Origin of the sequence: Blautia sp. XA-2221 (genome assembly GCF_028767025.1) — a bacterium.
Taxonomy (GTDB): Bacteria; Bacillota; Clostridia; order Lachnospirales; family Lachnospiraceae; genus Blautia_A.
This window is the reverse complement of sequence record NZ_JAJQXX010000003.1, coordinates 48310-64551: the sequence shown is the minus strand read 5'-3', so window position 1 is coordinate 64551 and position 16242 is coordinate 48310. Positions and strand designations below refer to the sequence as shown.

General features: G+C 43.8%; 13 protein-coding genes. 5 read left to right on the top strand and 8 right to left on the bottom strand.

Going from position 1 to position 16242, the window contains the following annotated elements:
- Positions 1-25 precede the first annotated feature (25 nt).
- The 4 genes from LU279_RS03665 to LU279_RS03650 all read right to left on the bottom strand — a co-directional run bounded on the left by LU279_RS03665 (position 26) and on the right by LU279_RS03650 (position 4030).
- Entirely contained in the window at positions 26-1060 is a 1035-nt protein-coding gene (locus tag LU279_RS03665; protein ID WP_274421215.1) for an XdhC family protein, read from the bottom strand.
- Between the two features lie 437 nt (positions 1061-1497).
- Positions 1498-1860: an ArsR/SmtB family transcription factor gene (locus tag LU279_RS03660; protein ID WP_022068361.1), complete on the bottom strand. Its 363-nt coding sequence runs from the start codon at positions 1858-1860 to the stop codon at positions 1498-1500.
- Positions 1861-1918: 58 nt separating this feature from the next.
- Complete coding sequence (locus LU279_RS03655; RefSeq protein WP_274421214.1) at positions 1919-3787, bottom strand: heavy metal translocating P-type ATPase; 1869 nt, start codon at positions 3785-3787, stop codon at positions 1919-1921.
- A 24-nt stretch (positions 3788-3811) separates the two neighbouring features.
- Positions 3812-4030 (bottom strand): cation transporter, encoded by a 219-nt coding sequence (locus LU279_RS03650; protein WP_274421213.1) that lies wholly within the window; start codon positions 4028-4030, stop codon positions 3812-3814.
- A gap of 183 nt (positions 4031-4213) precedes the next feature.
- On the opposite strand from LU279_RS03650, the gene LU279_RS03645 reads away from it, so the two are divergent.
- Together LU279_RS03645 and LU279_RS03640 are read left to right on the top strand one after the other, a co-directional pair.
- Positions 4214-4804, top strand: coding sequence for a chromate transporter (locus LU279_RS03645; protein WP_274421212.1), 591 nt, complete (start codon positions 4214-4216; stop codon positions 4802-4804).
- On the top strand, positions 4801-5367 hold the full coding sequence (locus LU279_RS03640) for a chromate transporter (protein WP_274421211.1): 567 nt from the start codon (positions 4801-4803) through the stop codon (positions 5365-5367). The genes LU279_RS03645 and LU279_RS03640 overlap by 4 nt, the downstream gene beginning before the upstream one ends.
- Before the next feature lie 122 nt (positions 5368-5489).
- Here the strand turns inward: LU279_RS03640 and ytvI are convergent, their stop codons facing one another.
- From ytvI to LU279_RS03625, 3 genes are all read right to left on the bottom strand, one after another.
- Positions 5490-6563: a sporulation integral membrane protein YtvI gene (gene ytvI, locus LU279_RS03635; protein WP_274421210.1), complete on the bottom strand. Its 1074-nt coding sequence runs from the start codon at positions 6561-6563 to the stop codon at positions 5490-5492.
- A 5-nt stretch (positions 6564-6568) separates the two neighbouring features.
- Positions 6569-7957 carry a 23S rRNA (uracil(1939)-C(5))-methyltransferase RlmD gene (gene rlmD / locus LU279_RS03630; protein WP_274421209.1) on the bottom strand — a complete coding sequence of 463 codons (1389 nt, stop codon included), beginning with the start codon at positions 7955-7957 and terminating at the stop codon, positions 6569-6571.
- Between the two features lie 110 nt (positions 7958-8067).
- A complete protein-coding gene (locus LU279_RS03625) occupies positions 8068-8289 on the bottom strand; it encodes a hypothetical protein (RefSeq protein WP_138271598.1) in 222 nt (73 codons plus the stop codon).
- A 261-nt stretch (positions 8290-8550) separates the two neighbouring features.
- Here LU279_RS03625 and uraA point away from each other — a divergent pair, with 261 nt between their 5' ends.
- From uraA to LU279_RS03610, 3 genes are read left to right on the top strand one after another with little or no spacing between them, the layout of a single operon-like run.
- Positions 8551-9801: a uracil permease gene (gene uraA / locus LU279_RS03620; protein WP_274421208.1), complete on the top strand. Its 1251-nt coding sequence runs from the start codon at positions 8551-8553 to the stop codon at positions 9799-9801.
- Between the two features lie 23 nt (positions 9802-9824).
- A complete protein-coding gene (locus LU279_RS03615) occupies positions 9825-12221 on the top strand; it encodes a CDP-glycerol glycerophosphotransferase family protein (protein ID WP_274421207.1) in 2397 nt (798 codons plus the stop codon).
- A 24-nt stretch (positions 12222-12245) separates the two neighbouring features.
- Positions 12246-14378 carry a glycogen debranching protein gene (locus LU279_RS03610; RefSeq protein ID WP_274421206.1) on the top strand — a complete coding sequence of 711 codons (2133 nt, stop codon included), beginning with the start codon at positions 12246-12248 and terminating at the stop codon, positions 14376-14378.
- A gap of 111 nt (positions 14379-14489) precedes the next feature.
- Here LU279_RS03610 and LU279_RS03605 read toward each other — a convergent pair whose 3' ends face one another.
- Positions 14490-16094 carry a xylulokinase gene (locus LU279_RS03605; RefSeq protein WP_274421205.1) on the bottom strand — a complete coding sequence of 535 codons (1605 nt, stop codon included), beginning with the start codon at positions 16092-16094 and terminating at the stop codon, positions 14490-14492.
- Positions 16095-16242: the final 148 nt, after the last annotated feature.

Below are 16242 nucleotides of genomic sequence, written 5' to 3'. Positions count from 1 at the left end.
AACCGCTGTATTGTCAAATACCAGTTTAAAGCACCTCCAGAAAAACTCTGATTCTTCCTCCGCAGACAAGTCCTTCCTCTTCTGCCTCCTGCCCGGACATATCCTCAAGCACAAGGCGGCTTTGGGGTTTCTCCTCTTTCAGCATATGCAGACACTGATGCTGGATTCTGCTTTCCATACATCCGCCCCCAATGGTACCAATAATTCTTCCATCTGCAAGCACTGCCATCTTTGTTCCAATCTCTCTGGGGGCAGATCCCTGTCTTGCCACAATGGTAGCAAGAGCCTTTTTCTGCTGCGGATAGCTTTCCCCTGTCAGACATGCCAGAAGTTCTTTGTCATACCCGCCTGTTTTTTTTATACTGTTTTTTATCATAATCAGTTCTGCTACTATGGAAACTGCAATTTCCTCCGGTGTTTCCGCATGAATAGAGAGCCCTACCGGTGTGTGAAGAAGTTCTACTTCACTTTCCGGAAAGCCTTCCTCTACCAGTCTTTTTTTCAAAAGTATTCCACGTTTCCTGCTTGCCATCATCCCTACATAGGCCCGTTCCTTTTTAAGGATTGAAGTAAGACATATTCCGTCATACCGATGACCTCTTGTAACAACCAGAAAATAAGTATCACTGCCTCCGGGGATTTTTTCCAGCGCTGAGGCAAAATCATCGCAGATCACCTGATCTGCCCCTGCCGCCCGTGCCTGATCTGCAAAAAACGGCCGGTCCTCAAGCACAGTCACATGAAATCCTGTCTGCTTTGCCAGAATCACTGTCTGCTGCGCCACGTGACCTCCGCCACAGATCACAAGCTTTGCAGGTTTCCTCAGTATTTCCACAAAAATCCGGCATCCGTCTGCCTCAATAATACTGCTTTGTTCTGTTTCTGCCAGCCGGCTTATCAACTCCTCGGAAAACTTTTTTTCTCCACTTTCAGCCACAAGCCTGCCTTCAGTAAAAAACAGACGTTTCCCTGTATTTTCTCCTTCTATTACTGTAGCCAGCATATTGTTATTTTTTTCCATATGCTCTGCCATAATCTGATACAGTTCCTGATCCTTCACCCTTTTTCCCCCTTATATCCTAATACTGTAAGTAATAAAACCGTATATGTTACTGGTTTTTGTCTGCTACATAACATAAGAAACTGATTGCTGTTTACAGATAGTCCTTACCAAATTCGATAGTTACCCTTTTATCGTTATCTGTTTATTTTATCATATATCCACTGAAAAAGCAGTATGTTCCTTTTTGAAAAAAGGACCAGGGATTCTATGTGAATCTCTGATCCTTCTTTTTTTTGCAGACTGTGTTTCCACAGCCTCTTTTCTAAAATTTCTGCTGCCGCAAACAGTGTGATCCACTGTTCACTATCCCACAAGGTATTTCTGCTTATATATGCAAAAATACCAGAATCCACAGGTCAAAATACCATCACCCAAGGTGAGCGAAAAGTATTTTGGTCAGATCACTGTAAACGGAGTGAGCAGTGACATAATCTCTACTCCAGTATATGCTCTCTTCCCTGGGCGATCATTGTTCGTACATGATCGTCCGCCAGAGAATAAAACATGGATTTTCCTTCTCTTCTGTTCTTTACCAGACGGCTCTGTTTCAGGATACGAAGCTGATGGGAAACTGCCGACTGGGTCATATTCAATGCTCTTGCCAGATCACAGACACACACCTCTGTCTCAAAAAGGACAAACAGAATTCTGATTCTGGTAGGATCTCCGAAAACCTTAAAAAGCTCTGCCAGCGAATCCAATTCTGTCTCATCAGGCATTGTTTCATCCACGATCTTTAAAAGCTCTTCATGAATTTCCTCTGTATCACAACACAGACTCTCTTTTGTTTCTGCCATGTAATTTCCCTGCCTTTCCTTTTTATCATATCACATGCAGGGATTTTCTGCACGGGTATTATAGTTTTTTTACAAACAGCGCACGGATGGCATTCAGAACTGCAATTACCATAACGCCTACATCTGCAAAAATAGCAAGCCACATATTTGCAATTCCCACTGCGCCCAGAAGCAGGCACAGAATCTTGATTCCAATAGCGAAATAAATATTCTGGTAAACGATCCTCATGCATTTTTTTGCAATCCTTACTGCCTTTACCACTTTCAGAGGATCATCGTCCATCAGAACCACATCTGCCGCTTCAATGGCAGCGTCTGATCCCAGCGCTCCCATTGCAATTCCGATATCTGCCCTGGAAAGAACAGGGGCGTCATTGATACCATCTCCTACAAATGCAAGCTTTTCTCTGGGGTTCTTTTTCTCCAGAAGTTCTTCCACTTTTGCCACTTTATCTGAAGGAAGCAGTTCACTGTACACCTGGTCTACGCCTGTTTCTGCAGCAGCCTGCTGAGCTGCCCGGTCAATATCACCTGTCAGCATTACTGTTTCACGAATACCTGATTTTTTCAATTCCGCTACCGCAGCCTTTGCCGTTGGCTTCAAAACATCTGCAATCAGGATATGACCTGCATAAGAGCCGTCAATGGCAACATGGACAATGGTTCCTGCCTGGTGACATTCCTTAAATTCAATTCCCAATCTTTCCATCAGTCGGCTGTTTCCCACTGCAACTGAAATCCCGTCCACTCTGGCTGTCACACCGTTTCCACTGATCTCCTCAATATCCGCTACACGGGTACGGTCAATTTCTTTTCCATAAGCCCTCTGAAGACTCCGGCTGATCGGATGTGAAGAAGAACACTCTGCCAGCGCCGCATATTCCAGGATTTTATGGTCTTCCATAACATTATGATGTATGCCGCAGACCTCAAACACACCTTTTGTCAGAGTTCCTGTTTTATCAAACACCACATATCTGGTCTGAGCCAGTGTTTCCATATAATTGGAACCCTTTACCAGAACACCTGCATTACTTGCTCCGCCGATTCCCGCAAAAAAGCTGAGAGGAATACTGATCACAAGGGCGCAGGGACAACTGATCACCAGAAAGGTCAGCGCACGGTAAACCCAATCTCCCCACTGAGGATCCAGTCCCATAAATATTAACCGGACAAGAGGTGGGAAAATTGCCAGCGCCAGCGCACTGTAACAGACTACAGGCGTATAATAACGGGCAAATTTGGATATAAAATTTTCGGATCTGGATTTCCTTGAACTGGAATTCTCTACCAGATCCAGTATTTTGGAAACTGTAGATTCTCCAAACTCTCTTGTGGTACGGATTTTCAGAACGCCTGTCATATTAATGCATCCACTGATGATCTCATCACCCTCTTTTGCATCTCTGGGCAGGCTTTCTCCCGTAAGAGCACTTGTGTTAAGCGTTGTTTTTCCTTCTGTGATAATTCCGTCAATAGGAACTTTTTCGCCCGGCTGTACTACAATAATACTGCCGATCTCCACCTCGTCAGGATCTACTTTTTCCAGAGTCCCGTTTCTTTCTACATTGGCATAGTCCGGGCGGATATCCATAAGCTCACTGATATTCCTGCGGCTTCTTCCCACCGCATAACTCTGAAACAGTTCCCCGATCTGATAAAACAGCATAACCGCTGTTCCTTCCTTAAAATCCCCCAGACAGATAGCGCCTACTGTAGCCACTGCCATAAGAAAATTTTCGTCAAATACCTGTCTGTTCCTGATTCCCTTCCATGCTTTTAAAAGAATATCATATCCGATCACCAGATACGGAACCATGTACAGCGCCGCTCTGAGATATCCCTGAACAGGTATCAGCGACAGCGCTACAACCATTACTGCCGCAATAAGGATACGAGTCAGCATTTTTTTCTGTTTTTTGTTCATATCCTTCCCTTATCCTTTCACTTATTACAGATAGATCTCACAATCATCTTCCACTTTTTTACAGTTTTTCAAAACCTCTTTCATAACAGCTTTCGGATCCTGACCGTCCTCAAATTCTACATTCATTTTTAACATCATAAAATTCACTGTCGCATCTTTTACTCCGGCTGTTTTTCTTGCAGCCTCTTCCATTTTGTTTGCACAGTTTGCACAGTCTACTTCGATCTTATAGGTTTTCTTCATGTTTTAATCTCCTTTTCATTTACGTTTTATCATATGAACAGTTATTCATATGTTTGTTTGTATTATATACAGATAAACTAAAAAAGTCAACTACTTTCTTCTACTATTGATATTTTCAAAAAGAATTTCTTCCTATATAATAGTCTTATCCAAATAACTGTTTACCTTAAAAAGGAGGCTTCCATGAACGTACCTCTTAATCATCAAAATTCTAAAAAACTGAAAACTCTTTTTCTTTCCACTTTGTATATCAGCACGTTTACTTTTGGAGGCGGCTTTGTGATCGTAGGATTTATGCGCAGAAAGTTTGTCCATGATCTTCACTGGATAGATGAAGAGGAAATGCTTGATTTCGCAGCTCTGGCTCAGTCCTGTCCCGGAGCAGTGGCTGTCAATGCCGCCATTTTAGTCGGATGGAAAATCTGTGGATTTGCAGGGATGCTCACTGCGGTTCTGGGAACCATTCTTCCTCCCATCGTCATACTTTCAGTGATCTCCTTATTTTATTCTGCATTCGCCTCCAGTCCTCTGGTAGCAGCCGTTCTTCATGGTATGTCAGCCGGGGTTGCCGCCACAGTTCTGGATGTTGCCTGTGACCTTGGTATGGAAACGTTCAAAACAAAAAGCAGCCTTTCCATTCTCATTATGGCAGGGGCTTTTGTACTGAATTTTGTTTTTCATGTAAGTGTTATCTACATTATCCTGGCTGCCGCCATCATCGGGGCTGTCAGACTTCTGATCATACGACACTTTAACAGGGAGGTATCCAGATGATCTATATACAGCTTTTTTTCAGTTTTCTGAAAATAGGACTTTTCAGTGTAGGGGGAGGCTATGCAGCCATTCCTCTTGTCCAAAGTGAAATTGTCAACGGTCACGGCTGGCTCAGTATGCAGGAGTTTACCAATCTTATTACGATTTCTTCCATGACACCCGGGCCTGTTGCAATTAACTCTGCTACCTTTGTAGGACTTCGCATTGCAGGTCTGCCCGGAGCTGTAACAGCCACTCTTGGTTCCATTTTTCCTGCTGTTATCCTGGTATCGCTTCTTTCACTGGTTTACAGAAAATATAAAGGAACCACTGCCATTGACACAATCCTCGGATGTCTGAGACCTGCTGTTGTGGCTTTGATCGCTGCCGCAGGCCTTGCCCTTACTCAAACCGCATTGTGGGGAGAACTTCCCGCAAGCCTCTCTTCTGTTGACTGGATCAATGCGCTGCTTTTCCTTGGAGCCTTTATCATTCTCAGAAAATGGAAATGGAATCCAATCCTTGTTATGTGCCTTTGCGGAGCAGGAGGACTGCTTTCCTTTTTAGCTGGTAAATTCTTCTGATGCCACACACTTTTGAACAAAATAATATCGCTGAAAAAAGATCTAACAACATTCTTTTTTCCTAAATATAAGAGAGCTGTCACTTAAAGCAACAGCTCTCTTATATTTTTTATATTTGTATTTTATAATTTTTCCATTAATTCTTCCCTGCTGAAATTCACAAGCACAGTCAGTGCTACCGGAAAGGCCACCAGACCCACCAGACCAAAAAGCTTCAGTCCCAAAAAGAGCGCCGCCAAAGTTGCCAGCGGATGCAGTCCGATCTGCTTTCCGACAATTCTTGGCTCTACCATATTTCTCACAATAAGGATCACCAGATACAGAATCAATATTCCCACTGCCAGTCCATGTTCTTTCATAATAAAAAGGATTGCCGCCCAGGGAAGAAGCACGCCGCCTGTACCCAAAACAGGAAGAATATCAAACACTGCAATACACAAGGCCAGAAGAGCCGGATAAGGCATTTTCAGGAGAAACATTCCGATGCACAGCTCTGTAAAAGTCAGAAGAAACAGAAAGCTGTAAGATCTGATATAAATAAACAGAACGTTTTTTACATAGGACTGTCCCTTTTCTACCAGAGCTACCTGTTTCGGTGTCAGAAGCTTCTTAAAAAATGCAATGATCCCGTCATAATCTCCAACAAAGAAAAATGTTGCAACAACGGTGATCACAAGCTTAATAACAAATCCCGGTACTCCGCTGATCCCACCTGATATGATCTGTACCACTTTTACAGACAGACCGGATACATAAGATCCCAGATTATTAGTCATCTCTTCAAAAGAATTTTCAATGGTATTTGCCACAGAAGGATGTACCGAAGCCATCGATTCCTCCAGATAATCGGAAATCGTCTCAATTACCGGAACTACTGTTGTATTATAAAAGTGAGGAACCTGCCGTATCAGATTTTCTACCCCGTTCAGAAGCTTCAGACTGGCCCAGGCTGCCAGCAAAAGCAAAATCCCATAAAATACAGCGCAAAAAACAATAGACAAAAGCTTTTTCTGTTTTTTGGATCCCCGAAACTTTCTTACCGGCACCTGAATCAGAGCCGCTACCAGAAACGCAATGATAAACGGCATCATCGGTGAAACCAGATATTTACATCCAATCCATACAAGTATGCCGATCAGGGCGTAAAATACTACATTTATAATAAATTTCTTCTTTCGCTCCACTTTGTTTTCCATGCGTCTCACTCCCTGACAAATACCGCCACAGCCTCCGTCCAGACTGTCTGGCAGAACTGATCCACACAGCAGGCTTTTTCCAGACGATAGCCTGCATGAAGAAAGGTTTCCATATCTCCGGCAAGACTGGTGGCTTTACAGGATACATACACGATCCTTTTTACGCCATAGGAAAGGATCTTGGGAAGGGCTTTTGGATGAACACCTTCTCTTGGAGGATCCAGAACAATCATATCCGGCTTTTCTTTCAGATCATCAAGAACTTTCAGAACATCTCCCGCAATAAAACGGCAGTTGGACAGCCCGTTCAGCTCCGCATTCTGTCTGGCAGCCTCCACTGCTTCCTCTACGATCTCCACGCCGATCACTTCTTTTGCTACTGGCGCCAGAAGCTGGGCAATGGTTCCGGTTCCGCTGTAAAGATCAAAGACCTCCATGCCTCTTGCATCTTCAACATATGAGCGGACAATGGAATACAGAACCTCCGCCGCCAGAGAATTAGGCTGAAAAAAGGAAAATGTGCTAATCTTAAACCTCAGCCCCAGAAGTGTCTCATAAAACCAGTCCTGACCGTACAGAATTCTGGTCTCATCGCTTTTTACCACATCAGAAAGAGAATCATTGATGATATGCATGATTCCCACAATTTTCCCCTCCAGCGGCAGTTCGAGAAGAAGATTTTTTAAAGGTTCCAGATCATGTTCCTCCTGGCTTGTAGTTACCAGATGGATCAGAATCTCTCCTGTAGTCACACCTCTCCTCAGAAGAAGATGACGCAGATATCCTGTATGCTGCATTTTTTTATAATAGGATACCCCTTTTTCCAGAAAATAATCACGCACACAGGTAAGAATGTCTGTCATATCTTTATGGACCAGTTTACAGTCATCTGTATTCAGTACATCATAGGTACTTCCTTTTTTGTGAAGTCCCAGGGACAAAGGTCCGTCCTTATATTCATCTCCAAAAGAAAATTCCATTTTGTTTCTGTAACAGAACTCCTGCGGGCTTCCATGGATGCCTTCCCACACAAAGTCCGCTTTTCCATCCTGATCTGTCTGTCCTTCTCTTATGAGAACCTCCTCCAGAAGCTCTCGGATCTGCCTTTCTTTCATATGAAGCTGTTCTTCATATGGCATTGTCTGGTACATACAGCCTCCGCACTGAGGAAACGCAGAGCATACAGGCTCTCTTTTTTCCAGAGGTGATTTTTCCAGTACCTCCAGAATACGCCCCTGAGCTCTTCCTGAACGCTTCTTCTGAATAACAAAGCGGATCTTCTGACCAGGTATCCCGTTTTTTACAAGTACCTTCTGATCCTCCACCATCACATAGCCTTTATTTGGAAAATCTACTTTTTCTATGATTCCTTCGTATATCTCGCCTTTTTTCATATAATGTCTGTCCTTAATATCTCCTTTTCTGTGAATCTCAGGTATGGCATGTTTTTTGCACAAAGGGCCTGCAAGAAAACAGCCCCGGTATCAACCGGAGCTGTCGGTTTTTATTCTTCCTCGTCCTCAAAATAATCGTCAAAATCATCATCGAAGTCTTCTTCAAAATCTTCCAGATAATCCGGCGCAAAGAAGCGGTAAACAGCAAAAGCGATTCCTGCTACTGCTGCTACAGCACCAATGATCGCCAACACCCAGAGGACTGTATTTTTCTGTTTGTCGTCTTCCTTTTTCTTTAAAACTGCCAGTAATTCTTCGATTTTTGTATTCATATTCATATGCACACCATCCTCTCTTTTTTCATCGACATCTACTCTGCCGTTACACGGGTCATACAGAAGAACGCTCTGTCCGCACTGTTTTCCTGTAAGCTATAGTATATCACTATCCTGTGGATTTTACCATAAGATATGTAAAATTTTAGATTTTCTTAAGTTCTGCCTGATTGTTATGAATTTGAATAGTATTCCCCTCTATCCTATGCTATAATAATCCCGATTACATCGTGTATTCACGAGAAAGAGAGGAAAAGAGTGGAAAAACAAATTATCCAAGTAGAAGAAAAAGTACCTGTAAAACTGTTGATACCATTGAGTATCCAGCACATGTTTGCTATGTTCGGAGCCTCTGTGCTGGTTCCTTTTATGTTCGGGATCAATCCGGCTGTAGTGCTTCTAATGAATGGTGTGGGAACTCTGCTGTTCATTCTTATCACCAAGGGAAAAGCTCCCGCCTATCTGGGATCCAGTTTCGCATTTTTATCTCCGGGGCTTCTGGTTGCAGACAAATTCGGCTATGAATATGCTCTGGGCGGATTCGTGGTTCTGGGAATCGCCGGAATGATCCTTGCGCTGATCATCCGCCGCTGCGGAACTGACTGGATCAACGTCGTTCTGCCTACAGCGGCTATGGGGCCAGTTGTGGCTCTCATCGGACTGGAGCTTGCAGGAAGCGCTGCCAGCACAGCCGGACTTCTGGAGGACAAAATCGACTCCAGAAACGTGATCGTATTTCTGGTAACACTGGGTGTTGCCGTATTCGGCCAGATTCTTTTCCGCGGTTTTCTGTCTGTTATCCCGATTCTGATCGCAATCATTGCCGGATATGTGGCAGCAGGTTTCTGTGGCATCCTTGATTTCACAGCAGTAAAAGAAGCTTCTTTCTTTGCCCTGCCAAACTTCCAGGCGCCATCCTTTAATATCGAGGCGATCCTGACGATTCTGCCTGCGCTTCTTCTTGTTACCTCAGAGCATATCGGACATCAGATTGTTACCAGTAAAATTGTAGAAAAAGACCTCCTGAAGGATCCGGGACTTCACCGCTCTCTTTTTGCAGACTTTTTCTCATCTACCCTTTCCGGTCTGGTAGGTTCCGTTCCTACTACCACTTACGGAGAAAACATCGGCGTAATGGCAATGACCAGGGTTTACAGTGTTCAGGTAATCGGCGGAGCAGCTGTACTTTCTATCTGCTGTTCTTTCATGGGCAAGCTTGCCGCACTGATCAACACTATCCCGGGACCTGTTATTGGCGGAATCTCCTTCCTTCTGTACGGAATGATCGGAACATCAGGACTTCGTATGCTGGTTGATAATCAGGTAGATTACGGAAAATCCAGAAATCTTGCTCTGACTTCCGTAGTATTTATTGTAGGACTTTCCGGAATCGCTCTGAATCTGGGAAATGTAAAACTTACAGGAATGGTTCTTGCCTGTGTAGTTGCCATGGTACTGAGCCTTATATTCTATGTACTTGATAAACTGCATCTGACAAACGATTTATAAAATATTTTTAAGGCGGTGATTTTATGCCATCATTTATCTCCAAAGTTAAGAAAAAACTGAAAAGTGGAGCCTGGTATCCTTTTTATAATACTTTCTATGAAAAAGTTCCTGTTGACAAAAAAGAAATTCTTCTTGTTTCACGAAGCGGTCTTGCACTGGAAAGCAATATCCTTGCTATTTTAAAGGAGCTGAACCAGCCGGAATACAAAAACTTCCGTAAAGTCCTGGCTGTCCAGAAAAATAAAAAAGACCAGATACAAAAAAAGCTGGAACGATACGGTATTTCTGTAGACAAGTTTGTTTATACCAGTGAGCCTTCCTATTATTATCATCTTTCAAAGGCAGGATGGCTGATCAATGATGTCACATTTCCTGGACGCTGGATCAAAAAGGACGAGCAGACTTACCTGAATGTATGGCATGGAACACCGCTGAAGAGAATGGCACAGGATAATGAGGAAGAACGATACGATACAGGAAACGTAATGCGTAATCTGCTTCAATCGGATTATCTGGTTTTCCCCAATCTTTATATGGAAGAAAAAATGTCCGGAGCCTGTAATCTCCGAGAACTGTATCAGGGAACAATCCTTCATGAAGGCTACCCCCGAAACTGTATCTTTTTTCACCCTGAAAAAGGAGCTCAACTGAAAGAAGCTCTGGGATATTCAGGACTTCAGCTCAGCATTTATATGCCAACTTTTCGCGGAAAAACAGATTCTGTGGAAAAAGATTCCTATGTAACTCTTGTAAAGAACTACCTGGATCGTATTGACCAGCAGCTCACTGACCGCCAGATTATTCTGGTTAAGCTTCATCCTCTTGTACAGAAATGTCTGGACACAGACTCCTATCGCCATATACGTCCATTTCCTGACGGATATGATACTTATGAGGTTCTTAATGCCTGTGATGTACTGATCACTGATTATTCCAGTGTCATGTATGATTTTGCAGTTTCCGGACGTCGAATCCTTCTTTTTGCCTATGATCTTGAGGACTACCAGGGACATAGGGGAATGTATGAAGATGTCTCATCTTACCCGTTCCCACTGGTGCGGACACCTGAAGAACTGATAAAGGAACTGAATGCAGATTCCGGATATCCGGATGATGCTTTTCTCCAGAAATATTCCACATTTGAACAGGCAAATGCCACAAGGGATATCTGCCATCATATACTTTTAGGAGAAAAAATCTGTCAGGAAGTAACTATGCCCGGAACCCAAAAGAAAAAAGTCCTTCTGTATGCAGGAAGTCTTCAGCCTAATGGAATCACAACTGCTTTTTATAGTCTGGTACGTAATCTGGATCCTAAGAAATGTGACTACTATATTTCATACCGTTCTACTTCTCTCAAAGAGGATCCGAAACGGCTCCAGCGCGTCCCGGATGGCTATCATTTCTATCCTCTCGCAACAGAGATGAATCTTGATGTGATAACTGCCATCGCACAGCTTATTTACCTAAAATTCGGCATCACTGCCTTTGGCATCGGAAAACGTCTGGATAAAGCTTATCAGAAAGAATGGAAAAAACATTTCGGCTGTATTTCCTTTGACCACGTAGTACACTATGACGGCTATGAGAATTATGTGATCGCGCTTCTGGAAAAGGCTCCCTGTACACGCACGATCTGGGCTCACAATGATATGGAAATGGAAATAGAAAAAAAACATAATGTCAGCCGCCCTCTTCTCCAAAAGGCATACTCTATCTACGACCATGTAATACCTGTAGGAGAAGATATCCGCGGAGCCGCAGAACGAATTGGCGGACATCCAGAAAAAATACAGGTTATATCCAATTATATGGATGTTGATCTTATTCGCTCCAAATCACAAAAGCCGCTTGTTTTTGACGAAAATACCGAATCCACTGTTCCTGTTGAAAGACTCCAGGAAATCCTGGACAGCAGTGATCTTAAATTCATCAATGTAGGACGGTTTTCCCCGGAAAAAGGTCATGAGCGGCTGATCCGTGCATTTGACCGTTTCTGGACAACCCATCCTGATACCTGGCTGATCATCATTGGAGGTATGGGAAATTTATATACAGATACCTGCAAACTGGCGACATCTGTAAAATCCGGAGATCACATTATCCTACTGAAATCTATGAGCAATCCTATGCCTGTAGTCAAAGCCTGCGACTTTTTCCTGTTGTCTTCCTTCTATGAAGGACAGGTTCTGGTAGTTCCTGAGGCCGATATCCTCGGTGTTCCTACCGCTGCCTGTGATGTAAACGGCGCAAGGGCTTTTATCCAACAATACGGCGGAACTCTTCTCCCGAACAGCGAGGACGGACTTGTTCAGGGAATGGAAATGTTTATTGAAGGAAAGATACATACCATGAATGTGGATTATGAAAAGCGGAATCAGGACATACTTTCAAAATGTGAAAAGCTTTTTATGGAATAGTAAAAACAGGGGGACATATCTATTATGAAATCCTATCATCAGAAATTTGTGTCAGAAACACCTCTGGAAGTTTACCCAACCGGGGAAATTTCCGGATTCCCGGTCAGTCCCGGAATGTTTGATCTGAATGGGGCCACTCCTCTTCAAAACGGAGTGAATTTTACCATACACACCTGCGGCGGCACTGCCTGCGAACTTCTTCTCTTCCATCGTGAAGAGGAGGAGCCTTTCGCTGTACTCCCATTTCCGGAGGCTTATAAAATCGGCGATGTGTACTCCATGATTGTCTACGGTCTGGATATCCGTAACTTTGAATATGCCTACCGCGTAGACGGTCCCTGGGATCCCGAAAAAGGACTCCTCTTTGACAAAAACAATATTCTTCTGGATCCATATGCAAAAGCAGTTTCCGGACAGAGGACCTGGGGTACTCACTGGGATCCGACCTACCATGCCCGTGTTGTAAAAGATTCCTTTAACTGGGGCGATATGCCTCAGTCAAAAAAAGAACTCTGCGATCTTATTATCTACGAGCTTCATGTAAGAGGTTTTACAGTGCATGAATCATCCGGAGTTCAGAACAGAGGAACCTTTGCAGGACTTATGGAAAAAATCCCCTATCTGAGAGAGCTTGGAATCAACGCCGTGGAGCTGATGCCCATCTTTGAATTTGATGAAACCATGAATGCCAGGGAGATTAACGGCAAACGTCTTCTGGAATACTGGGGATATAATACAGTAAGTTTTTTTGCCCCCAATACAAGTTTCACCTCAGTCAATGAATACAACCGGGAAGGAACTGAGCTGAAAACCCTGATCAAAGCCCTTCACGATAACGGCATCGAAGTCATTCTGGACGTTGTGTTTAATCACACCGCAGAGGGAAATGAGCTTGGAAGAACCTTCTGCTTCAAAGGCTTTGACAATAATATTTATTACATGCTGACGCCGGACGGCAATTACTATAATTTCAGCGGCTGCGGAAATACTCTGAACTGCAATCATCCGGTGGTACAGCAGATGATCCTGGAATGTCTCCGGTACTGGACTGTCAACTACCGTGTAGACGGCTTCCGTTTCGATCTGGCAAGCATCCTTGGAAGAAATGAGGACGGTTCCCCTATGAACAACCCGCCGCTTCTCCGTATGCTTGCCTCAGACCCGCTTCTCCGCAATGTCAAACTGATCGCAGAAGCCTGGGATGCAGGCGGAATGTATCAGGTAGGAAGCTTTCCCGCCAGTGGGCGCTGGGCAGAGTGGAACGGAAGATACAGAGATTCTCTCAGAAGCTTTCTGAAAGGAGACTGCTGGAGTTCCTGGGATGCCGCCTGGAGCATTGCCGGTTCCGGCGATCTTTACGGTATGTACAAGGACTCACCGGGAGGCAACTACGCAGGATATAATTCCTGTGTCAATTTCCTGACCTGCCATGACGGCTTTACTCTGTACGATCTTTATTCTTATAATGAAAAACACAATGAAAACAATGGATGGGACAACACAGACGGAGCTAACGACAACCGAAGCTGGAACTGCGGCGCAGAAGGCGAAACAAACGATCCTGAAGTGCTGAAGCTCCGGTACCGTATGATCCGAAACGCCTGCGCAGTGCTTTTATGCAGCCGCGGAACCCCTATGTTTCTTGCAGGAGATGAATTCGGAAATACAAAATACGGCAACAACAACAGCTACTGTCAGGATAATGAAATCTCCTGGCTGGACTGGACTCTTCTGGAGAAAAACAAAGATCTGTTTGAATTTTTCAAATTTATGATCGCTTACAGAAAAGAACATCTCGTTATCCGAAAAAAACTTCCCGACGCTGTATGCGGCATGGATTCCATCCATACCCATAATATAAATGCTCAGGATATAGCCATGCCAAGAGATGCCTATACTTTTGCCGTAAGTTTTGCCGGATATGACCGGGAAAAAGGACGAGATGATCTTGTATATATTGCGGTTAATTCCTACTGGGAAGATGTTTCCATCACACTTCCTGATCTTCATAAACGTGGTTCCTGGTATCTGAGCGTCAATACCTACGGTGACGGCCAGGGAAGATATTTCTATCCTCAGGGACAGGAAATACGGATCACCGGAAATTTTGTTATGAGGCCAAGATCTGTGGCAATTTTTACCGGAAGGTCATATTAAAGCTGTTATTTATTACCAGAAATGTGAAAGAACCATCTGAGATTTTTCATATGATAAAAAGTTCCCGATTTTTGTATAAACGAAAATCGGGAACTTTTTATTTCTTTCATTTTACCAGATTTCAGACTCTACTGCTGCTTTTTCAATGTTCAGACCTTTCATATATCTTTCCATAAATATATTGAATCCATCCACACCTTTCGGATCCGGATTCAAAGTGCTGCCTTCGTTTCCTGCAAACACTTTATTGTCCAGGTAGTCCGCCAATTCTTCTCCCTCTCCTTTATTGATCAGATAAGAAGCCAGAAGCGCAATACCCCAGGCGCCGCCCTCTCCTGCTGTCTCCATAACAGAAACCGGAGCATTTACAGCATCTGCAAGAATCTGCTGTCCAACACCTTTTGTTTTAAACAGACCACCATGACCAAGAAGCCGGTCAATCTTTACCTGTTCCTTATCAAGAAGAATATTCAGCCCTACTCTCATAGCTCCAAGGCAGGTATACAGATTGTTTCTCATAAAGTTTGCCAGTGTAAAGCTGCTTTCAGGAGAACGAACAAACAAAGGACGACCTTCCTCGAAGCCGGTCATATGCTCGCCTGAGAAATAACAGTAGGACAGAAGGCCACCGCAGTCTGCATCCCCCTCCATAGCTTTGTTGTACAGAGTTCCAAACAGTCTGTTCATATCCACTTCCATTCCCATAGCCTCTGCAAATTCCTTAAATACATTGACCCAGGCATTCAGATCAGAGGTACAGTTGTTGGAATGTGCCATGGCAACCGGATCACCGGCGGGAGTCGTTACCATATCAATTTCTTTATAAGGTCTGGAAAGAGCTTTTTCCAGAACGATCATTGCAAAAACAGAAGTCCCTGCAGAAACATTTCCGGTTCTCTGTCTTACGCTGTTTGTGGCAACCATTCCGGTTCCTGCATCGCCTTCAGGCGGACACATTGGAATCCCTGCCTGAAGTTTTCCGGAAGGATCCAGAAGTCTTGCACCTTCTTCTGTCAGGCAGCCTGCATCCTGACCTGCCACCATAACCTGCGGCAAAATATCGCGGAGTTTCCACGGAAAACCATATGGCTCCACAAGTCTGTCAAACTTCTGTACCATTTCCTCATTGTAATCTTTTGTTTCAGAATCAACCGGGAACATTCCGGCAGCATCTCCGATTCCCTGGATTCTTTTTCCTGTAAGTTTCCAGTGGATATAGGCCTCTAGGGTTGTCATATAATCAATGTCTTTTACATGCTCTTCTTTATTCAGGATTGCCTGGTAAAGATGCGCAATACTCCATCTCTGGGGAACATTATACTGAAACAGCTCCATCAGCTCCTCTGAAGCCTGAGCGGTCATATTATTTCTCCAGGTACGGAAAGGAACCAGAAGTTCACCGTCTTTATCAAATGGCATATATCCGTGCATCATGGCGCTGATTCCAAGAGCCCCCACACTGGTAAGCTCTTCACCGTACCGGGATTTTACATCCTCGGCAAGGGCTTTGTAGCTTCCCTGAAGACCTGCATGGATATCTTCCAGATGATAGGTCCAGATTCCGTTTTCCAGACGATTCTCCCAGTCATAGCTTCCTGATGCAATGGGCATATTGTTTTCATCTACAAGAACTGCTTTGATCCTCGTAGATCCAAACTCAATACCCAACGCTGTTTTATGATTCTTTATTGAATTTTTTGTTTCGTTTACACCCATTGTAAATCCTCCCAAATTTTCCTTAGTCCTCCATCCGTAACCTTAAGAATGCAGCCTCGTTCCACCTCAGTTCATTTTTAAAATTACGGATGGCTGTATACATGACATGCGAATTCTTCCGAGTCCCTGACCTCAGAAAGAATACCAT